The following is a 21,560-nucleotide window of genomic DNA, read 5'->3' as shown; positions in this document are numbered from 1 at the left end:
ACCACGAAGACTACGCGTCCACTGTGCGGCTCCCAACCCGCAACCACCACCACCAACACCATTAGCAGTGCCAGTACCACCATCAGTAGTACCAGTACCAGCAGCACGCCAGCGGCACCGGTACGACAACAGAACAACGACAGTACGAACCCGAACCCGAGACCGACCCGAACACAAAGGGGCCCGACCCGGGCCAGGGTCGAAGACTTTGTTACGGCTGCCATAGCGAAGGGGAAACGCCCGGTCCCATTCCGAACCCGGAAGCTAAGCCCTTCAGCGCCGATGGTACTGCACCGGTGACGGTGTGGGAGAGTAGGACACAGCCGGACACACACCACGCGCCGCACCCGACCCACCGTCGGGTGCGGCGCACCCACGCCCCGGCCGATCCCCCGTTTCGCCGCGCGTGGCGCTGGCGGTCAGGCCAACGCTGGTGACGCTCAGAAGGCCGGGATCGCCCTGTCGGCCGTTTCGCCACGCGTGGCGCTGGCGGTCCGGCCAACGGAACGGGAGGATGTGCAGCATGGCGGCTGACGAGCGCGGACCGCGGGGGCAGGGCCACCGCAGGGACGACCACCCGGATCGCGATGGCAAGGACCAGCGAGCCGGCCGCGGCGGCCGGGATCGGGAGGATGCCCGGGGCGGAGACCACAGGCGCGGCGCGGCCCAGGCTCGGAAGGGTGGTCAGGGCCGACGCGATCGGGACGACCGGCGCGGGCGAGAAGCCGGGGACGACGACCACCGCCGCGCCGCCGCAGTCGAGCGTGAGCGCGTCTCGCGTGGGGCCACCCGCCTGTCGCCGAAGTCGCCTCGCAAACCGGAGCCGGCCATTCGCGAGGGCGTGACGGGCCGTGAGGTGGACCGCGGAGTGAAGAACCAGCTGCGCACCCTGTCCAAGGAGAACGCCGAGGGGGTCGCCCAGCACCTCGTCATGGTCGCGGAGCTGCTCGATACCGATCCGGAGGCAGCGCTCGCCCACGCCGAGACGGCCGTGCGCCGTGCTGGGCGGGTGCCCGCCGCGCGCGAGGCGCTCGGCCTGGTGGCCTACCGGCTGGGAGACTGGGCACGCGCGTTGTCCGAGTTCCGGACGGTACGCCGCCTGTCCGGCTCGAGTCACCTGCTCCCACTCATGGTCGACTGTGAGCGCGGTCTCGGACGACCCCACAAGGCACTCGAGATCGCGCAGAGCGAAGAGACCCAGGGTCTCAGCTTCGACGAACGAGTCGAACTGGCGATCGTCGTCTCTGGTATCCGGAGGGACATCGGGCAGCTGGACGCCGCCGCGGCCAACCTGTCCGACCTGGCCCCTCGGATCAGCCCACACCGGGGCTCGGCGCCACGGCTCTACTATGCCTACGCGGACGCCCTGCTCGCGAGCGGCGATAAGCACGCTGCCCGTGAGTGGTTCGCCAGAGCTGCCGACGCCGACCATGAGCTGACCACCGACGCGGCCGAGCGGCTTGACGATCTCGACGGGATCTCGGTCCTCGACCTGCTCGAAGGCGAGCCAGAAGACGCCGACGAGGACATCGACGGGGACGACGATTCAGGAGACAGCACCGATGAGTGACGACGAGAGCACCGAACCCGCGCCGGTGACCGGCGACCCAGAGGTCGACATGGCCCTGACCCGGTTGGCGGGCATCGAGGACGAGGCGCTTGATCGTCATATCGAGATCGGCGAGGCGGTGCATGGCACCCTCCGGGGCCGGCTCGGCGGCCTTGGCGGCGCGTGAGTGGGCCTTGGCGGCGTGTGAGCCGCGGCCTCCGACGACGTGAGCCGGCCCCGTGACGACCTGACCCGACGACTCGACGTCGAGCTCGTCGCGCGTGGCTTGGCTCGATCCAGGGGCCAGGCCCGAGACCTCGTCACCGGCGGCGCCGTCCTCGTCGACGGACAGGTCCGGACCAAGGCTGCTGCCACCGTCCACGAGGGGACCCGGATCGAGCTGACCCGCGAACCGGACCGCTGGGTCAGTCGGGCCGCTCTGAAGCTGCGGCACGCCCTCGAGGCGTGGGGACCCGGGGACGGCAGCCGCGCCCGTGCACGAACCACCGCCCGTCCACGGACCACGCGCCGACTGCTCGACCCCCGTGGCCGACGCTGCCTCGATGTCGGCGCGAGCACGGGCGGGTTCACCCAGACCCTCCTCGCGGCCGGGGCCGCGAGCGTGACTGCTCTCGATGTCGGCCACGGCCAGCTCGTCGCCGAGCTCGCGGCCGATCCCCGGGTCACCGACCTGCCGGGCACGAACATCCGCGACGTGCGGCCGGGCGACCTGGGCGCGCCCTTCGACCTTGTCGTCGCCGACCTCAGCTTCATCTCCCTCGAACTCACCCTGGGGCCCATGCGTGAGCTGACGGCGCAGGACGGCGACCTCGTTGTGCTCGTCAAGCCGCAGTTCGAGGTCGGCCGCCAGCGGCTCGGACGGGACGGCATCGTCACGTCGCCGCGCGAGCACAGCCGGGTGCTGCTCGAGGTCCACCGTCTCGCGAAGGGGCTCGGGCTGGTCGTCTGCGGGGCGCTACCCAGCCCGATCCGTGGCACGGCGGGCAACCGGGAGTTCGTGCTCTGGCTGACCCGTCGGGCCGGCGACGCCGGCCTCGACGAGGATGACATGCTGGAGCGCATGGACCTGAAAGCAGACTCGTGACGCGGCGCATCCTGCTCGTCGCCCATCCGCGACGACCCGAGGCACTCGTCGTGGCCAAGGCCGTGGTCGAGCGACTCACTGCTTTGGACATCGAGGTCCTCGTGCAGGCTGACGAGGCGCGCGCTCTCGACCTGAATGAGTCGGCGCACGTCCACGTGCCGAGCGAGCACTACGCCCCCGAGGGTTGTGAGCTCGTCGTCGTCCTCGGTGGCGACGGCACGATCCTGCGTGGGGCCGAGTTCGCGCGCCGGCTCGACGTGCCGCTGCTCGGGGTCAACCTCGGGCACGTGGGCTTCCTCGCGGAGGCGGAGCGCGAGAACCTCGACGCGACCGTCGAGCACATCGCCGCACGCGCCTACACGGTCGACGAGCGGATGACCCTGCATGTCGACGTCCGCCATGACGGAGAGCTGGTCGCCAGCAGCTGGGCGCTGAACGAGGTCAGCGTCGAGAAGGCGGCCCGCGAGCGGATGCTCGAGGTCGTCATCGAGGTCGACCACCGGCCGCTGTCGAGCTGGGGCTGCGACGGCGTCATCCTGTCGACGCCCACGGGATCGACCGCCTATGCCTTCTCGGCAGGCGGCCCCGTCGTCTGGCCGCAGGTCGAGGCGTTCCTGCTCGTGCCCAACTCGGCCCACGCTCTCTTCGCCCGTCCTCTCGTACTGGGACCGGACAGCCATGTCGCCATCGAGATCAAGTCCCAGAGCGAGGGCTCCGGCATCATGTGGTGCGACGGGCGCCGCCACATCGAGCTGCCACCCGGGGCCCGGATCGAGGTCCGCAAAGGCTGGCGCCCGGTCCGCCTCGCCAGGCTCAACGACGCGCCCTTCACCGACCGCCTTGTCGCGAAGTTCGACCTGGCCGTGAAGGGCTGGCGCGGCAACGGTGCTGCGAGACGGCGCAGCCCATGACGGTCGCGGGTCACAGGGCGACCGTGTTCAGACAGATAAGACTCCGTGGGATCGGCGTCATCGACGAGGCCGTGCTCGACCTCTGCCCAGGACTGAACGTCGTGACCGGCGAGACGGGCGCGGGCAAGACGATGGTCGTCTCCGGCCTCGGACTGCTCCTCGGCCAGCGGGCCGACTCCGGACTCGTTCGTAGCGGCAGGACGAATGCCTTCGTCGAGGGCGTCGTCGAGCTGCCCGAGGGCCACCCGGCCCTGGTCCGCGCAGCGCAGGCGGGGGCGGAGCACGACGACGGTGAGCTCGTCATCGCCCGGACCATCACCGCGACCGGTCGATCCAGAGCACATGTCGGTGGCCGGACAACCCCGGTCGGGGTCCTCGCCGAGCTGGGAGAGCATCTCGTCGCGCTCCACGGTCAGGCCGATCAATGGCGCCTCACGCGAGGCGAGGCACATCGCGAGGTCCTGGACGTCTTCGGTGGCGGGCCCGTGCTCGCCCTGCGCGACCGCGTCGCGACCCTCTACGACCAGTGGCGGGAGGCCACGTCGGACCGGGACCGTCTCGTCTCGCTCGCGATGGAGCGAGCCCGTCAGATCGACGCGCTCACCGCGGCGCTCGAGGAGGTCGAGGCGCTCGACCCACAGCCCGGGGAGGACGTCGCGTTGCGCGCCGAGGACGAACGCCTCAGCCACGCCGACACCCTCCGCACGGCGGTGGGCCATGCCCTTTGCCGGCTCACGAGCGACGAGTATGTCGCTCAGCCCGCTCCCAACGTCGCCGACCTCATCGCGGCGGCTCGCTCCGGCCTCGGCCCGGCGCTGCACCACGACGCACGGCTCGGATCCCTCGACGACCGTCTCGTCGAGCTCGCCGCCCTCACCAGCGAACTCGTCGCCGACCTGACGGGCTACCTGTCGGACATCGAGCTCGATCCCGAACGTCTCGAAGCGGTCCAGCAGCGCCGGGCTGCCCTGACGACCCTGACCCGGAAGTACGGCGAGTCGGTCGAGCAGGTCCTGGGCTGGACCTGCGAGGCCGCGGCCCGTCTCGACGAGCTCATGACGGCCGACGACCGGGTCGCCCACCTGGCCGAGCAGGCGCACACCCTGCGGGCCGAGCTGATCGACGCGTCGTCCCTGCTCTCGCACCGGCGCCACCAGGCGGCCGTCGAGTTCGCCGACCGCGTCGGTGACGAGCTGCGCCATCTGGCAATGGGACGCGCCGAGGTCGTCGTCGAGGTCGGCGCCCGTGCCGGTACCGACGGTGAGCTGCGCTCCGGCGAGCGCGTCCGCCTGACCCGGCACGGCATCGACGAGGTCGACATCCTGCTGGCCGCCCACCCGGGGGCACCCCCGCGCAGCATCACCAAGGTCGCCTCCGGTGGCGAGCTCTCCCGGGTCATGCTCGCGATCGAGCTCGTCGGCGCGGGCACCGGAAGCCGCCCGACGTTCGTCTTCGACGAGGTCGACGCGGGTGTGGGTGGACGGGCGGCGCTCGACGTCGGGGCCAGACTCGCGCGGCTTGCCGATCAGGCCCAGGTCATCGTCGTGACCCACCTGGCCCAGGTCGCGGCGTTCGCCGACCGACACCTGGTCGTGCGCAAGGCGGACGACGGCACCATCACCTCGAGCAGCGTGGTCGCCGTCGCGGACGAGCAGCGGCTCGCCGAGCTGTCCCGGATGATGGGTGGCGATCCCGACTCGGACGCCGGCCTCGCCCACGCACGGGACCTGCTCGCACAGACGACGACGATGCGCCCGGTCACCGGAGAGGCGCGTCGCGTCGGGTGACGCGAGGGGCCCCGAGCGGGTGCAGCCGTGACGGCCTCGCATGGCACGATGGGAGCACCATGGCCATCTCCATCCGTCGACGCCGCCACGCATCTGGCGCCGACCCCGGCATCTGCGGGCCGGCGCGCGTCGACCGGCGGACCAAGAACCTCACGAAGCGTCTGAAGCCTGGTGACGTCGCCGTCATCGACCACCGCGACCTCGACCGCGTCAGCGCGGAGTCCCTCGTCGCCGCGCGGCCCGCCGCCGTGGTCAACGCCGCAGCGTCCATCTCCGGTCGCTACCCGAACGTGGGCCCCGAGATTCTGGTCTCGGCCGGGATCCCCGTCCTCGACGAGGCGGGCCCGAAGGTCATGACGCTCAAGGACGGGCAGCCGGTCCGGCTCGACGGCGACGACCTCTGGCAGGGCGAGCGGCGGGTCGCGAGCGGTCAGGTGCTCGGGGAGGAGTCGGTCCGGGCAAAGATGCAGGAGGCCCGCGCCGGTCTCGCCGTCCAGATCGAGGCCTTTGCGACGAACACGATGCAGTACGTCCGCCGGGAGCGCGACCTGCTCCTCGACGGCGTCGGCGTCCCACCGATCATCACGCGCATCGACGGACGCCACTGCTTGATCGTGGTGCGCGGCTACCACTACAAGGAGGACCTCGAGACGCTGCGTCCCTACATCCGGGAGTTCCGTCCGGTCCTGATCGGGGTCGACGGGGGTGCCGACGCCATCATCGAGGCCGGCCACCGGCCCGACCTCATCGTCGGCGACATGGACTCCGTCTCGGACGGTGCCCTCCGGTCGGGTGCCGAGCTGGTCGTCCACGCCTACCGCGACGGGCGGGCCCCCGGCCTCACGCGGGTGGAGCAGCTCCACCTCGATGCTGTCGTCTTCCCTGCGGCCGGCACGAGCGAGGATGTCGCCATGCTGCTGGCCGATGACTGCGGAGCCGAGCTCATCGTTGCCGTCGGCACCCATATCACCCTCGACGAGTTCCTCGACAAGGGCCGGGACGGCCAGGCGAGCACCTTCCTGACCCGGCTGCGCGTGGGCGGCAAGCTCGTCGATGCCAAGGGAGTCAGCCGGCTCTACCGGGCGCGCATCTCGGCCACCATGCTCGTCGCCCTCGTCGCGGTCGGGCTCCTGGCGCTCTTTGCGGCCATCGCCTCGACGCCCACCGGTCAGGCGTGGCTCCAGGTCCTCGCCGCCCGCTGGGACGACCTCTGGTCCGCCATCGTCGGGATATTCACGTGATCGACTTCCGCTACCACCTCGTCTCGATCATCTCGATCTTCCTCGCGCTCGCCGTCGGCATCGTCCTCGGTGCCGGCCCGCTCCAGTCGAACCTCGGCAGCACCCTCGGCGACCAGGTCACCGCCCTGCGCAACGAGAAGCAGGATCTCAACACCAAGCTCACGGACACCCAGAAACAGCTCGCTGCCGCAGCCGAGTTCGAGACAGCCATCACGCCGAGCCTCGTCGCCGGACGCCTCAGCGGACACGGCGTCATCCTCGTCGTGCTGCCCTCGGTGGAAAGCAAGCTCGTCGACTCCACCAGCCGCGCGCTGGCCCAGTCCGGCGCGAAGGTGCACGGCACCGTGACCCTCTCCGCGGACTGGTTCGACCCGGCCAAGGCGTCCGAACGCGCCAAGGCCGCAGCCGCCGCCGCAGCCGCGCTCGACCTGCGGCCCACGAAGACGGGAGACCAGCTGCTCACGGAGGTCCTCGGCCGACTCACCGTCAGCGAGCTGCCGCTCGGCACCAACGCAGACCGGGACAAGGCCATGGCCGAGCTGTCCGACGCCGGCCTGCTGGACAGCAGCGACCCCCAGCTCACGCCCGCCGACCTGGCCGTGGTCGTCTCCGGCGACCACTCCGGCAGCCAGTCCGAGGTCGACGCCTGGTCCGAGCGGGTCCGGGCGCTCGCCCTGCGGCTCGAGAGTGGGTCGCAGGCCACCGTGGTCGTCGGTGGGGCCCCGGTCCAGGCGGCGGGCAAGGCGGTGAGCACCGATGCGGTGAGCGCCGTGCGGTCCGACCGTCGAGCCAGCGCAGCGGTCTCCACGGTCGACCATGCCGGAGTCGCCCGGGGGCCGGCAGTGACGGTCCTCGCCATCGAGGCGCAGCTCGCCGATCAGGTGGGGCACTACGGCACGGCCCCCGGCGCGGACGCGATCCTGCCCAAGGTGAGCCCGTGACGGCCCCCAGGATGTGCCGGTGACGGCCGCCGACGGCGCGGCCCGGCTCGCCCTCGCTGCGGCCCTGTCCGCAGCAGGGATGAGGCTCTGCCCGTGGCTGCCGGAGCACACGCGCCGCCCATGGGCACGGACCAACCACGCCGGTGATCCCGTCACCCTCCTCGAGGGCCCGGTCTGGCTCCTCGGCGCCGTCGGCGGGCTGGTCCTACCGGGCACCGGCGGGCGGACCACGGCGGCGGCGCTCGTCGTGACGGCAGCCGGCCTCGGCATGCTCGACGATCTCGCCGGGTCGGCGACGAGCAAGGGTCTGCGTGGCCACCTCACGGCGCTCGGCCGCGGAGAGCTGACCACCGGAGCGGTCAAGCTGATCGGGCTGGCCGCGAGCGGGATCGCGGCCACCGCGGCGGTCGACCTCCCCCGGCCAGGTGCCCGCGCGGGTGCCGGGCCGGGGCGCCTCGCCGGCGTCCTCGTCGGTGGCGGGGTCATCGCCGGGACCGCCAACCTCGTCAACCTGCTCGACCTGCGTCCCGGGCGGGCCCTCAAGTCCGTCATCGTGCTCGGCATGCCCCTCTCGCCCGGTGGCGCGCCGGCAGCCGCCGCGCTCGGCGCCACGCTCGGCGTCATCGCCGACGACCTCGCCGGACGTTCGATGCTCGGCGACACGGGCGCCAACGCGGCCGGCGCCCTGCTCGGCCTGGCGCTCGTCGAGCGGAGTGGGCTCCTCGCTCGCTCGCTCGCCCTCGCTGTCCTCACCGGCCTCACACTCGCCTCCGAGCGGGTCAGCTTCTCCGCGGTCATCGACCGGCAGCCCCTGCTGCGCCGCCTCGACCAGTGGGGCCGCCCACCCGAGCGCCCGTCGTCGCCGTGAACCGGACCGGGATGAGCCGGACCGGGCGGGGCATCGCCGTCGCGGCCGGCTCCATCGCGGGCATCACCATCGCCGCGCGGCTCGTCGGCTTCGGCCGCTGGTTCGCCTTCTCGCACTCCGTCGGGGCCACCTGCGTCGGCACGGTCTACCAGAGCGTCAACACCGTCCCGAACGTCCTCTACGAGATCGCCGCCGGGGGTGTCCTGGCCGCGGTCGTCGTGCCGCTCGTCTCCGCGGCGCTGGGCCGCGGGGAGCCGGATGCCGCCGACCGCACCGCCTCGGCCCTGCTGACCTGGGCGCTCGCCGGGCTCGTCCCGCTGGCGCTCGTCGTCGTGGCCGCCGCCGGCCCCATCGCCGGCGTGCTCCTGCCCGCCCAGGGGTGCTCCGGTGAGCTGGGCCTCGGCGTCGACCTGCTGCGGATCTTCGCGATCCAGATACCGCTGTACGGCGTCGGGATCGTCCTGGCCGGAGTCCTCCAGTCGCACCGTCGCTTCGTGGCCGCGGCCCTCGCGCCGCTCCTGTCCAGTGTCGTCGTCATCGCCACGTACCTGCTCTACGGCGCCCTCGTGCCCGATCCTGCCGCGCCCCTTTCCGCCATTCCGGGCGCCGCCGTCCTCGTGCTCGGGATCGGCACGACCCTCGGGGTCGTCGCCCTCAGCCTGCCCCTGCTCGTACCCCTGCGAAGAGCCGGCATCCGGCTCCGGCCGACCTTCCGCTTCCCCGACACCGCGTCGGCGCGGGTCCGGCGGTTGGCCGTCGCCGGGCTGCTCGCACTGGCCGGGCAACAGCTCGCGACGCTGGTCGTCATCCGCCTCGCGAACGACCGCGGGGGGCCCGGCACGCTCAACGTGTTCACCTACGTTCAGGCCGTCGCCCTGCTCCCGTATGCCGTCCTGGCCGTCCCGCTCGCGACGGCAGCCTTCCCGACCCTGGCCAGCCAGGCGGCCGGCCCGTCCGGGGCCTCGACGAGCCGCGAGGACGACTCCGCGGCCCGCACGCTGCGCGGGGCCTGGCTCGGCACCCTCGTGGCCGGCCTCTACGGGGTCGCCCTGCTCGTCGCCGTCGCCCAGCCGGTCGGTGCGTTCTTCAGCGCCCTCGACGCCGGACGGTCGGCGGGGTCGGGCGCTGCGGCCCTGGCCGCGATCCCGACGACGATGGTCTCGTTCGCCCCGGGGATCCTCGGCCTCGGCGCGATCGGCCTGCTGACCCGCGCCCTCTACGTGCGCGGGCATGCCCGCACGGCCGGAGCGGCCGCCGGCAGCGGATGGCTGCTGACACTCGCCCTACCCCTGATCGTGCTGCGCGATGCACCGGGGCCCGACGACACCCTGAGCGCCATCGGTGCCGGCTCGAGCATCGGGCTGCTGGCCGCAGCGGCCTGCCTGACCGTGCTGGCCGCACGGGCCTGGGGTGCGGCCGCCCTGCGCCCACCGGCGCGCCCACTCGGCGCGGCCCTGCTCGCCACCGCCGTGGCGGCGCTCGCCGGATGGTGGCTGGGCGCGACCTGGCGCCCGGCCGACCTACCCGCCGCTGCCCTGGCGACCGTCGCGTCGGGCCTGCTCGCGACCGTGCTCTTCGCCGCGGCCGGGGCCGCCACCGACCGCAGCATGCTGCGCCGGCTGCTACGACGCCGCACGGCCACCGATGCCACGCGCTCCGATGTCACGACCACCGATGCCACGAGCACCGATCCGACGGTCAACGGTGCCACGAGCACCGACCCTCCACCCAGGGAGACACGATGAGGATCCTGCAGCTGCTCGGCCGGTCGGCCGGCGGGATCGGCAGCCATGTCGGCCGACTCAGCCACGACCTGAGAAGTCTCGGCCACGAGGTGGTGATCGTCAGCGACCGATCGAGCGTGCGCCACTTCGGCTGGACCGACGCGCACGCCCTGTGGCCCTTCGGCTCCGCCGAGGCGGTGGCCCGAGCCCCGCTCGACTGGCACCGCATCATGCGGCTCGCCTGCACCGTCGAGGTCGTGCACGCCCACGGGCAGCAGGCGGCGCTCGTCGCCGCGGTGGCGGTGCTGCGCGCCAGGCCGCGGCCCCGCCTGGTCGTCTCCCTGCACAACGAGGTGCCCGCGGACGGGCTCGGTGCCAGGGCGATCCGCTGGGCCCTGCGCCGAGCCGACCTCGTCGCCGGAGCGAGCGACGACCTCGTCGCGACGGCCCTGCGGCTCGGCGCCCGCCGGAGCGAGCTGGCGACGGTGGCCTCACCCCGCGCCGCCGCCATCCTGGCGGCTTCCGAAGCACCCGACGCACCCGACGCCGATGAGGGCGCCCGCTTGCGGCAGGCACTGCTCGCGTCGGCCGGGATCGACGCACCCGCCGACCGGCCCCTCGTCCTCACGGTGTCCCGGATCGCCCCGCAGAAGGACCTCGCCACGCTCGTCGCCGCGGCCCGCGCCTCGACCCTACCGGCCACCTGGGTCGTCGTGGGAGGCGGCGACGCGCAGCTGCGCCGCCGGCTCGAGAGCGAGGTGGGCGGCATACCGCTGACGTTCGTGGGGGCGCGCGGGGACGTCGAGGCGTGGCTGCGGGCGGCGACCGTCCTGGTCCTGACGAGCCGATGGGAGGCGCGGGCGCTCGTCGTGCAGGAGGCGCTGGCGGCCGGTGTGCCGGTCGTCGTCCCCGCGGTCGGCGGGCTGCCCGGCCTGGTCGGCGACGCAGGAGTCCTCGTGCCACCCGCCGACCCCACAGCCACCGCCACCGCCGTGGACGACCTGTTGCGCGACCCGTCACGACGAGCCGACCTCGCCGCCCGCGCACGAGCGCGCGCCCGCACCTGGGCCACCCCCGAGCAGGAGGCACGCCAGTGGGCCCGGCGCTACGAGTCGCTCACCGGCCCATGACGTAGACTGCAAGCCCGTGGCCGACACGACGACGAAGCACATCTTTGTGACCGGGGGCGTGGCCTCCTCGCTCGGCAAGGGCCTGACCGCCTCGAGCCTCGGACACCTGCTGCGGTCGCGTGGCCTCAAGGTCACGATGCAGAAGCTCGACCCCTACATCAACGTCGACCCGGGCACGATGAACCCGTTCCAGCACGGCGAGGTCTTCGTCACGAACGACGGAGCCGAGACCGACCTCGACATCGGGCACTACGAGCGTTTCCTCGACGTGAACCTCGTCGGCTCCGCCAACGTCACGACCGGCCAGATCTACAACACCGTCATCGCCCGCGAGCGGCGCGGCGAGTACCTCGGCGACACCGTGCAGGTCATCCCGCACATCACCAACGAGATCGTCGCGCGGATGCGGGCGCTGGCGACCGGCGGCCCCGACGCACCGGACCTGATCATCACCGAGATCGGCGGCACCGTCGGCGACATCGAGTCGCTGCCGTTCCTGGAGGCAGCCCGACAGGTGCGCCACCTCATCGGCCGGGACAACTCGTTCTTCCTGCACGTCTCTCTCGTGCCCTACCTCGCGCCCAGCGGCGAGCTGAAGACGAAGCCGACCCAGCACTCCGTCGCAGCGCTGCGTCAGGTGGGCCTGCAGCCGGACGGGCTCGTGCTGCGCGCGGACCGCGAGATCCCCGACGGCATCAAACGCAAGATCTCGCTCATGTGCGACGTCGAGGTCGAAGCGGTCGCCGCCTGCGTCGACGCGCCGAGCATCTACGACATCCCGCGGGTGCTGCACGCCGAGCGGTTCGACGCCCACGTCATCCGGCGGCTCGGCCTCGCCTTCCGCGACGTCGACTGGACCGAGTGGGACCGTCTGCTCCAGCGCGTCCACGACCCCGAGCACGAGGTCGAGGTCGCCCTCGTCGGCAAGTACGTCGACCTGCCCGACGCCTACCTGTCGGTGACCGAGGCGCTGCGGGCCGGCGGCTTCCACCACGACGCGAAGGTGCGGATCCGCTGGGTCGCGAGCGACGACTGCCAGAGCCCGGCGGGGGCGCAGAAGGCCCTCGCGGGGGTCGACGCGGTCCTCGTCCCGGGCGGGTTCGGGATCCGGGGCATCGAGGGCAAGCTCGGCGCGCTGACCTGGGCCCGTGAGCGACAGGTGCCCACGCTCGGCATCTGCCTCGGCCTGCAGTGCATGGTCATCGAGTACGCCCGTACCGTCCTCGGCGAGCCGGACGCGTCCTCGACCGAGTTCGACCCCGACAGTGCCACGCCCGTCATCGCGACGATGCAGGAGCAGAAGGCGTTCGTCGAGGGCGCCGGCGACCTCGGCGGCACGATGCGCCTCGGGCTCTACCCGGCCCGGCTCAAGACCGGCAGCGTCGTGCAGCAGACGTATGCCGCCGAGCACGTCGACGAGCGCCACCGGCACCGTTACGAAGTCAACAACGCCTACCGCGACCGGCTCGAGCTGGCCGGGCTCGTCGTCTCCGGCACGTCCCCGGACGGCACGCTCGTCGAGTTCGTCGAGCTGCCCCGTGACGTGCACCCCTACTACGTCGCGACCCAGGCGCACCCCGAGTTCCGCTCGCGCCCCAACCGCGCCCACCCGCTCTTCGCTGGCCTGATCGGTGCCGCGCTCGAACAACAGCGCGCCCAGCGGCTCGTCGAGGTCGAGCGGACCAGTCGGGCCGAGGCCACCCCGGTCGGCGTCGGTGCCGGGGCCGACCCGGAGTGAGCCTGACGGCGCCCCTCGGGCAGGTGAGCGACCTGACGGACGAGTTCGACCCGCTGCCGGTACTCGACTCGACGGTCATGTTCGAGGGGATGATCTTCGACGTCCGACGCGACACCGTCGACCTCGGCGCGGGCGGTGTCGTGAAGCGCGACTACATCGAGCACCCCGGCGCGGTCGTCATCGTCGCGCTGCGCCCGGTCGAGGGCGTCGAGCACATCCTGATGATCCGGCAGTACCGCCACCCGGCCGGCGGCCACCTGTGGGAGCTGCCCGCCGGCCTGCTCGACATCTCCGGCGAGCCGCCGTGGCAGGCCGCCGCCCGCGAGCTCGCCGAGGAGGTCGACCTGCGGGCGTCGCGATGGGACGTGCTCGCCGACAGCTTCGCCTCCCCGGGCGCCTTCCCCGAGGCGGCCCGCATCTTCCTCGCCCGCGACCTGACCGACGTGCCCGACGGCGCCGAGCACGAACGGACCGGAGAGGAGGTCGGCATCCGTCCCCTCTGGGTGCCGCTCGAGGACGCCGTGCGAGCAGTCCTCGCCGGTCAGGTCCACAACGCGTCCGCCATCATCGGGGTCCTCGCCGCCGCGACCTCCCGCTCGCTGGGCTGGGCGACGCTGCGACCGGCCGACGCGCCGTGGCCGGCGCACCCGTCCCAGCGCGGCTGAGGCACACGTCCTCCGTCCGCACGGACGGCGGCATGGCACGATGGAGGGGTCGCCCCGGACCGAAGGAGTCGTACCCACGCCCGGCTTTCCAGCGACCGACCTCGAGCCGCCGCCACGGTCGCGGCGCTCGGTGGCGTTGATCACGGGCGCGGTGGTGGCAGGCGTGGCCGTCGTCGCGCTCGTTCTCTGGGCCGTCCTCGGAGGGCTGGGCCGGGGCACACCGACAGCGACCGCGACCACGGTCGCTCCTTCGCTGAACCTGCCGGGCCACCTGGTGGTCTTCGACAGCTCGTCAGGTCGCCTCGCGACTGCCGCCCCCGACGGCTCCCGGTTCCGGCTGCTGCCGGGGCCGGCCTACCCGGCGAACTACGCCACGGTCAGCCCGGACGGGCAGCACGCCGTGGTGGGCGGAGTCCAGGTCGTCGACATCGGCGTCGCCGGGCGCGAGCGGCCGCTGCTCGACGCCACCGGAGACAGCACGGCCGTGCCGCAACCCTGGGCCGACGGAGGGAAGCGTCTCGTCCTGATGGGGACCGGCGCAAGCTCCATGCTCGGCGGCATCGAGACCGTCGACCTGGATGGCGGGTCGGCACACAAGCTCGGCGGTGACGCTGGTGGTGTGGCTGGCGACCCGAGCCGGGACGGCGCTGTCGTCGCGGTGCAGGGTGGCACTGAGGTCAACCTCGGGCCCTACACCGAGCGGGACACCAGCCGGGTCGAGCTGCGCTGGTGGAAGGACCAGCACCAGGTGCTCGCGACGACAGCCGACCTGGTGCGTGCCACCGAGCTGCCGAAGGGCAAGCCGTATGCCGTCTGGCCCCTCGTGGCTCCCGACGGGCAGCACATCGTCCTCACCGTCGACGGGCTCGTGCCGAACACGAGCGCGGCATCGGCGCGACATGCACTCGTCATCATCGACCGGTCCGGCACGATCGCAGCCACCCGCACCTCCTACACCAGCATCGAGCCGGTCTGGACGCACGACAGCCGTCAGGTGGCCTACCTCGACGACGGCGGCGTGACGCTCCTGCAGCTGACGGGGAGCCAGGTGAAGGCGCGGACGATCACCGCTCAGGTCCTCGGCACGTCGTGCCTCTTCTCCCCGGCGGGCGACCACCTGCTCTGCGACGACGTCCAGACGGGTGACCGCAGCATCATCCGGCTCTCCGACGATCATGTCGATCAGGCCCACCACGACCCGAAGCGCGTCGCGGTGGCGTGGCTGTCCGGCACGGCCGTCACCCCCACCGGGAGTGGCACATGAACCGGATCGGACTACTGTGGCGCGGTCTCGCGGCGCGGCGCGGCCTGACCGTCCTCATCCTGCTCGTGGCCGTCATCGCGGTCGCGGCCGCGGCGGCGGGACCGGCCTACCAGGCTGCCGCGCGCCACTCGATCCTGGCCGACGACCTGCATGCGGCCACACCCGCGGGCCAACTCGTCGAGGTGACCTCCCGGGGTGGTGTGGGTGTGCTGGACCAGCTCACCGGCCTCGTCGACCAAGAACTCCACTCTGCGCCAGGCGCCGACCTTCTCGACACACGCATCCGGGGCCAGGAGATCAGTGTCGTCCCGAGGGTCGGGCAGACGAGTTTGATGGCGTGGCGCGACGACCTGTGTGGGCACCTGCGGTTGGTGCAGGGCAGATGCCCCACCGCGGCAGGTGAGGTCCTGGTCAGCTCCGCTCTGGCGCAGCTGAACCACGTGGTCGTCGAGCAGCACCTGCACCTGCTCGGGGTGAACCGGGTCGTCGGCATCTACGAGCCACTCGATCCGGAAAGCAGATACTGGGGCGGGCGCGGTTACTTTCCGCAGGAGGGCTTCTTCGTCAACCGGCCCGGGCCGGAGCCAGTTGACGCCATATTCACGGTGCCAGACACCTTCCAGGCCGTAGCATCGGTCCAGGCCAACAGCGTGATCGACCTGCTGCTGGATCTGGACGCGGCCACCCCTGGCCGGGTGGACGACCTGAGAGAGACACTCACGGCGCTGACGTCCCTCGCCGCCGGAGCAGGGGCCTTCGTCAACACGAACATCCCCACTGTCCTCGACGCTGCCACGGCGAGCGCCGACACCCTCGCCATACCGGTCATCCTCATCACGGCGCAGCTGCTCGTCCTCGTCTGGCTGCTGCTCTTCCTCGCCATCACCGACGCCGCCGAGGCGCGTGGTCCGGATGTCGCCCTCGCGCGTCTGCGGGGACTCGGCGGGACGCGGACCCTGTGGTTCGGGCTGGGCGAGTCATTCGTCCTGCTCCTGCTCGCCCTGCCCCTCGGGATCGCCGTCGGCTGGGCGGGCATGCTGCTGCTCGCCCAGGTGGCGCTGCGCGAGGGGACCCCGGTGACCGTCGGTTGGGTCAGCGTCGCCGCCGCCGTCATCGCTGTCTCCGGTGGCCTGTGCGCCGCACTGCTCGGCGCGCGACGTACGCTGCGTCGATCGGTCATCGAACAGTGGCGCCGCCCGTCCCTGTCCACCCGGCGCGGCTGGGTCCTCGATGTTGCGGTCCTCGTCGCCACGGCGGCCGCGCTGGCCGATCTCTGGGCCACCGGTGCCGTCGGGAAGAGCACCGTGCACCCGCTCGCGCTGCTCGTCCCCGGCCTGATCGGACTGGCCGTGGCCGTGCTCGTGTCCCGCCTGCTGCCCTGGGTCTGTCGAGCACTCTTCGGGCTGACTCGCCGTCGCGGCGGGATCGGCCCGTTCCTGGCAGTGCGGCAGGTGGTGCGGCGACCCGCCGGGATGCGCACCCTGATCGTGCTGTCGGCGGCCTTGTCGCTGGCCACGTTCGCGATCTCGGCCTGGACGGTCAACCGGGCGAACATCGCCGATGTGGCAGCGACGCGCACCGGCGCCGCTGCGGTCCTGACCGTCAGGGCGCCCGCCGACCAGGACCTCGCGGCCATCGTGACCCGGCTCGACCCGGCCGGGACCCAGGCGATGGCGGTGCTCGACTTCATCGACACAGCCAACCAGGCCAGACAGACACTCGCGGTCCAGTCCGATCGGCTTGCGCGGATCGCCTTCTGGCGCAGTGACTTCTCCACCACCTCATTGGCGCAGCTTGCCAAGCAGCTGCACCCGCCCACGCCGGCGCCGATCCGGCTCGAGGGTGACTCGCTGCGGGTGAGCCTGCGCGACGTCCGGCTCTCGCGCCCGCAGCTGCTCACCGCGAACCTCAAGCTGCCGACCGGCTTCGCCGAGACACCGCTGGCCGTCGGCGTCGTCAAGCCGGGCACGAGCAGCGTCACCGTGCAGCTGCCCGGCTGCCCGTGCGTGCTGCGGTCGCTGACCCTGTCGGACACCACCGCGGTTTCGCCGGCGCTCGTCCCTACCTCGTTCAGCGGGAGCCTCACCATCACCGGCATCGACGAGCGCGGCAAGGCCGGCTGGCGCCCAGTCGCTGCCGGGCTCGACTCAGGTGACCGCTGGTCCTGGGCAGGGACCTTCGGCACCGGCTCGACCGGCTCGGCCAAAGCCGCGCCCGGCGGGCTGCACCTGAGCTTCACCGTCCCGCCGAACACCACGATCGGCTGGGCGGCCCCGTCCTGGCCGGTCCCGATGCCGGCGCTGGTGACCCCTTCCGTGGCGGGCCTGCCCCGCGACCCGTCGCTGACGGTGGCCGGCCTCGACGGGGCCGCCCTGCCCATCGAGCCGGTCGCGGTCGTGCCGGTACCCGGTGCGCCGGACAACGGGGTCATCATCGACCAGGCGGCCGCGCTGCAGGCCGCCTTCGACTCGCGGTTCTCCACCCAACAGCAGGTCTGGCTCGCACCAGGAGCCGTCGCCACCTTCCCGGACCGGCTCCGCAAGGCCGGGGTACAGGTCACCGACACGGCCACGACCGCCGACGCGGACCGGTCCCTGCGCCAGCAGGGCCCCGCGCTGGCCCTGTCCCTCTTCCTCGCCGATGCCGCTGCCGCCGCGCTGCTCGCGGCAGCCGGCGGCCTGAGCGGGCTCTACCTGTCCGCGAGACGCCGACGGCACGAGCTAGCGGCCCTCATCGCCGGGGGCGCCCGCCGGTCCGAGCTGCGCCGGAGCCTGCTGCTCGAGCAGGCCCTCACCCTCGGGCTCGGCATCCTGTCCGGGGTCGGTTCCGGGCTGCTCGCGGTCTGGCTCGCCCTGCGCGCCGTCCCCCAGTTCGTGACACCACCGAGCGCGCCACCGCTGCACTACACCCCCGACCCAATGGCCCTGACAGCCGCCCTGGTCGGGATCGCGGTGATCGTGGCCGTCGTCGCGGTCCTCGGCACCGTCACGCTCGTCGCCGGCACGCGAACCGAGCTGCTCCGGGAGGAGGCGACATGACCGGCGGACCCGATGGACCCAGTGGACCAGCCTCGAGCGACCGCGGTACGCGCGCCGCCCCGCATGCCGCTGAGGCGGACCTGCCGCCCCAGGACGATGCGGGTGCCAGCGGGCCGGCGCTGCGGTGCGTCAACGTCGTACACGTCTACGGAGCGGCCGGGGCCGGGGTCGTGGCGCTGCGCGGCATCGACCTGAGCGTTGCTGCCGGCGAGATGGTCGCGGTCGTCGGATCATCCGGCGCCGGCAAGTCGACCCTGCTGTGGCTGCTCGCCGGGCTCATCCGGCCCACCGCCGGCCGGCTCTTCGTGCACGGCAGAGCGCTCGGGGACCTGTCCTCGGGCGACCTGGCGAGCCTGCGCGCCCGGCAGGTGGGGGTGCTCCTGCAGAACCCGGCCCGCAACCTGCTGCCCTACGGCACCGCCCTCGACAACGTGCTCTTCGCCCAGCGGCCCACCCGGCGGCGACCAGCGGTCAAGTCGGCTCGCTCCCGGGCCCTGCTCGACGCGGTCGGCCTCGACGCCCAGCGAGACCGCGTCGCAGGTGCGCTCTCGGGAGGCGAGCAACAACGCCTCGGCCTGGCCATGGCGCTCGCCAACGGCCCGGCCGTTCTGCTCGCCGACGAGCCGACCAGCCAGCTCGACGCCGCCTCGGCCGCCCGCGTCGTCGACCTGCTCCAGGCCGCACGGAAGGACCTCGGCACCACAGTGCTGATGGTGACCCACGACGAGGCCCTGGCTGCGCAGCTGGACCGAGCGGTCACCATCCGCGACGGGCGCATCGGCGCCGAGGCGCGGGCGGGACAGGACTACGTCGTGATCGGACGCGACGGTGCGCTGCACCTGCCACCCGAGGTCCTCGACGTCCTGCCGCCGGGCACGCTCGCCGAGGTCCGCCGCACGAGCGACGGGATCGAGCTGCGACCGGCCGGCCAGGACGGGGACAAAGCATGAGTGGGGCGAGCGAGACGGGCAGCGGCAGGACGGTGCCGAGAAGCAGTGGGCCGCTGGTTCGCGTCGAACACCTCGGGTTCGCCCGCGCCGGGCAGGTCATCCTCGACGACGTCGGCATCGACGTGGCCGCGGGGGAGCGGGTCGCCATCGTCGGGCCGTCCGGATCGGGCAAGACCACCCTGCTGACCATCGTCGCCGGCCTGCTGACGCCGGACTCGGGCCAGGTCGTCACGGCAGGGCTGGACGTCACGGCGCCGGTCGATGTGGCGGGGTCCCCGGGTGACGCGGCCGGCGTGAGCACGGCACTGGTCCTGCAGGGCTACGGCCTGCTCCCCCTGCTCACCGCCGCCGAGAACGTCGAGGTCACGCTGCGCGCGGCCGGGCACCCGCCCGCCCGCGCCGTCGAGCGAGCGGCAGCCGCCCTGGCAGACCTCGACCTCGAGACGCACGCGGACCAGCTCGTCGGCGCCCTGTCGGGTGGACAGCAGCAGCGGGTCGCCGTCGCCCGCGCCCTGGCCCTCGAGCCATTCGTCCTGCTCGCCGACGAGCCCACCGCCGAGCAGGACCCTGCCCACCGCGAGCTCGTCGTCGAACGGCTGCTACAGCTCCAGCATCCCGACGGTGCCCTCATCCTGGCCACCCACGACCCGACCATCGCCGGCCGGTGCGACCGGACCATCGAGCTGCACGCCGGACGGATCGTCACCACACCGTAGGATGAGGCGCTGGTGCCCACTCGCCGAGCTCGGCGGCATACCACCAACCACTCACCACCCCGGAAGGACACCTTCGTGCTCCGCACACACGAGGCCGGCACACTGCGCGCCGACCACGCAGGTACAACCGTCACCCTCACCGGTTGGGTGGCGCGGCGGCGAGACCACGGTGGAGTGGCCTTCCTCGACCTGCGTGACGCGAGTGGCGCCGCTCAGGTCGTGGCGCGTGACGAGGTACTCGCCGAGGGAGGCGCGCACGAGGTGCGCAACGAGTACTGCGTGCGCGTCACCGGCGACGTGCGCCTGCGTCCTGAGGGCAACGCCAACCCGGACCTGCCGACCGGCGAGGTCGAGGTCGTCGCGAACGAGCTGGAGGTGCTCAACCCGAGCGCGCCGCTGCCCTTCCAGATCGACGAGCGGGTCACCGTGGGCGAGGAAGCACGACTCAAGCACCGCTACCTCGACCTGCGCCGCCCCGGCGCGCACTCGGCGGGCACCGCCATCCGGCTGCGCAGCAAGGTCAACGACGCGGCCCGCACGGTGCTGGGGGAGCGGGACTTCATCGAGATCGAGACCCCGACCCTGACCCGGTCGACACCCGAGGGGGCGCGCGACTTTCTGGTGCCCGCACGGTTGGCCCCGGGCAGCTGGTACGCGCTGCCGCAGAGCCCACAGCTGTTCAAGCAGCTGCTCATGGTCGCCGGGATGGAGCGCTACTACCAGATCGCCCGGTGCTACCGCGACGAGGACTTCCGCGCCGACCGGCAGCCGGAGTTCACCCAGCTCGACATCGAGATGAGCTTCGTCGAGCAGGACGACATCCTCGAGCTCGGCGAGGCGATCGTCACCGAGATCTGGAAGCTCATCGGCGTCGACCTGAGCGCGCCCTTCCTCCGGATGACCTACGCCGAGGCGATGGCCCGGTACGGCACCGACAAGCCGGACCTGCGCTTCGAGCAGGAGATCGTGGAGTGTACCGACTACTTCACGGAGACGACCTTCCGCGTCTTCCAGGCACCGTATGTCGGCGCCGTCGTCATGCCCGGCGGCGCTTCGCAGCCGCGCAAACAGCTCGACGCATGGCAGGACTGGGCCAAGCAGCGCGGCGCCAAGGGGCTGGCCTACGTGCTCGTCACTGAGAACACTGTGGATGGGTCCGTCGTGCTTTCCGGCCCGGTCGCCAAGAACCTCGGCGACATCGAGCGGGCCGGGCTGGCCGGCCACGTCGGGGCCGAGCCGGGCGACTGCATCTTCTTCGCGGCGGGTGGGGCCAAGGAGTCGCGGGCGCTGCTCGGCGCCGCGCGGCTCGAGGTCGGCCACCGCTGTGGACTCATCGACCAGGACGCGTGGAGCTTCCTCTGGGTGCTCGACGCACCGCTCTTCGAGCCGTCCGCCGAGGCGACCGCATCCGGCGACGTCGCCCTCGGGCACAGCGCGTGGACCGCCGTGCACCACGCCTTCACCTCGCCGAAGAAGGAGTTCGAGGACACCTTCGACGAGCGGCCCGACGAGGCGCTCGCCTATGCCTACGACATGGTCTGCAACGGCAACGAGATCGGCGGGGGCTCGATCCGTATCCACCGCCGCGAGGTGCAGGAGCGCGTGTTCGCAGTCATGGGGATCACCCCGGACGAGGCGCAGGACAAGTTCGGCTTCCTTCTCGAAGCCTTCCAGTACGGGGCCCCGCCACACGGCGGCATCGCGTTCGGCTGGGACCGGATCGTCTCGCTCCTGGCCGGGACCGACTCGATCCGAGACGTCATCGCGTTCCCGAAGTCAGGCGGTGGCTACGACCCGCTGACCGCCGCGCCGGCCCCGATCACGGCCCAGCAGCGCAAGGAGGCCGGCGTCGACGCGAAGCCGGCAGTCAGGGCTCCAACCGCGGTGTGACGCTTGGTGTCCAGCCGGGCCTGCGCACCGGACGATCACTGCC

Annotated in this window: 17 protein-coding genes and 1 rRNA gene; all 18 read left to right on the top strand. The window is 72.5% G+C overall.

The genetic code is table 11. From position 1 onward, the window contains the following. Positions 1–212: 212 nt before the first annotated feature. A 5S ribosomal RNA gene (rrf, locus tag L0H79_RS00410) occupies positions 213–329 on the top strand. A gap of 194 nt (positions 330–523) precedes the next feature. Further along, positions 524–1,570: a hypothetical protein gene (locus tag L0H79_RS00405; protein ID WP_301482538.1), complete on the top strand. Its 1,047-nt coding sequence runs from the start codon at positions 524–526 to the stop codon at positions 1,568–1,570. Further along, the gene (locus L0H79_RS00400) at positions 1,563–1,736 is read left to right on the top strand and encodes a hypothetical protein (protein ID WP_301482537.1); all 174 of its coding nucleotides are present in this window, start codon (positions 1,563–1,565) and stop codon (positions 1,734–1,736) included. The genes L0H79_RS00405 and L0H79_RS00400 overlap by 8 nt, the downstream gene beginning before the upstream one ends. Positions 1,737–1,775: 39 nt before the next feature. Next, positions 1,776–2,654, top strand: a complete 879-nt coding sequence (locus L0H79_RS00395) for a TlyA family RNA methyltransferase (protein ID WP_301482536.1) — start codon at positions 1,776–1,778, stop codon at positions 2,652–2,654. Next, positions 2,651–3,565: an NAD kinase gene (locus tag L0H79_RS00390; RefSeq protein WP_301482535.1), complete on the top strand. Its 915-nt coding sequence runs from the start codon at positions 2,651–2,653 to the stop codon at positions 3,563–3,565. The genes L0H79_RS00395 and L0H79_RS00390 overlap by 4 nt, the downstream gene beginning before the upstream one ends. A 23-nt stretch (positions 3,566–3,588) precedes the next feature. After that, on the top strand, positions 3,589–5,352 hold the full coding sequence (gene recN / locus L0H79_RS00385; protein WP_301482534.1) for a DNA repair protein RecN: 1,764 nt from the start codon (positions 3,589–3,591) through the stop codon (positions 5,350–5,352). A gap of 59 nt (positions 5,353–5,411) precedes the next feature. Further along, positions 5,412–6,593 (top strand): putative cytokinetic ring protein SteA, encoded by a 1,182-nt coding sequence (steA, locus tag L0H79_RS00380; RefSeq protein WP_301482533.1) that lies wholly within the window; start codon positions 5,412–5,414, stop codon positions 6,591–6,593. Continuing rightward, the gene (locus tag L0H79_RS00375) at positions 6,590–7,534 is read left to right on the top strand and encodes a copper transporter (RefSeq protein ID WP_301482532.1); all 945 of its coding nucleotides are present in this window, start codon (positions 6,590–6,592) and stop codon (positions 7,532–7,534) included. Before steA ends, L0H79_RS00375 begins: the two co-directional genes overlap by 4 nt. A gap of 19 nt (positions 7,535–7,553) precedes the next feature. Further along, on the top strand, positions 7,554–8,402 hold the full coding sequence (locus L0H79_RS00370; RefSeq protein WP_301482531.1) for a hypothetical protein: 849 nt from the start codon (positions 7,554–7,556) through the stop codon (positions 8,400–8,402). Next, a complete protein-coding gene (gene murJ, locus L0H79_RS00365) occupies positions 8,399–10,147 on the top strand; it encodes a murein biosynthesis integral membrane protein MurJ (RefSeq protein WP_301482530.1) in 1,749 nt (582 codons plus the stop codon). Before L0H79_RS00370 ends, murJ begins: the two co-directional genes overlap by 4 nt. After that, positions 10,144–11,256, top strand: coding sequence for a glycosyltransferase family 4 protein (locus L0H79_RS00360; protein ID WP_301482529.1), 1,113 nt, complete (start codon positions 10,144–10,146; stop codon positions 11,254–11,256). The genes murJ and L0H79_RS00360 overlap by 4 nt, the downstream gene beginning before the upstream one ends. Before the next feature lie 16 nt (positions 11,257–11,272). Beyond that, positions 11,273–12,994 carry a CTP synthase gene (locus L0H79_RS00355; protein ID WP_301482528.1) on the top strand — a complete coding sequence of 574 codons (1,722 nt, stop codon included), beginning with the start codon at positions 11,273–11,275 and terminating at the stop codon, positions 12,992–12,994. Between the two features lie 23 nt (positions 12,995–13,017). Next, complete coding sequence (locus L0H79_RS00350; RefSeq protein WP_367652415.1) at positions 13,018–13,659, top strand: NUDIX domain-containing protein; 642 nt, start codon at positions 13,018–13,020, stop codon at positions 13,657–13,659. A 130-nt stretch (positions 13,660–13,789) separates the two neighbouring features. Further along, entirely contained in the window at positions 13,790–14,923 is a 1,134-nt protein-coding gene (locus tag L0H79_RS00345; protein ID WP_301482526.1) for a hypothetical protein, read from the top strand. After that, on the top strand, positions 14,920–17,961 hold the full coding sequence (locus L0H79_RS00340; RefSeq protein ID WP_301482525.1) for an ABC transporter permease: 3,042 nt from the start codon (positions 14,920–14,922) through the stop codon (positions 17,959–17,961). The genes L0H79_RS00345 and L0H79_RS00340 overlap by 4 nt, the downstream gene beginning before the upstream one ends. Beyond that, the gene (locus tag L0H79_RS00335; RefSeq protein WP_301482524.1) at positions 17,958–18,911 is read left to right on the top strand and encodes an ABC transporter ATP-binding protein; all 954 of its coding nucleotides are present in this window, start codon (positions 17,958–17,960) and stop codon (positions 18,909–18,911) included. The genes L0H79_RS00340 and L0H79_RS00335 overlap by 4 nt, the downstream gene beginning before the upstream one ends. Next, on the top strand, positions 18,908–19,627 hold the full coding sequence (locus L0H79_RS00330) for an ABC transporter ATP-binding protein (RefSeq protein ID WP_301482523.1): 720 nt from the start codon (positions 18,908–18,910) through the stop codon (positions 19,625–19,627). The genes L0H79_RS00335 and L0H79_RS00330 overlap by 4 nt, the downstream gene beginning before the upstream one ends. A gap of 75 nt (positions 19,628–19,702) precedes the next feature. Beyond that, complete coding sequence (gene aspS / locus L0H79_RS00325; protein WP_301482522.1) at positions 19,703–21,517, top strand: aspartate--tRNA ligase; 1,815 nt, start codon at positions 19,703–19,705, stop codon at positions 21,515–21,517. Positions 21,518–21,560: the final 43 nt, after the last annotated feature.

The organism is Intrasporangium sp. (genome assembly GCF_030452765.1).
Lineage (GTDB): Bacteria > Actinomycetota > Actinomycetes > Actinomycetales > Dermatophilaceae > Intrasporangium_A.
Note: the sequence above shows the minus strand (reverse complement) of the source record. Positions and strands in the feature narration are given on the sequence as shown.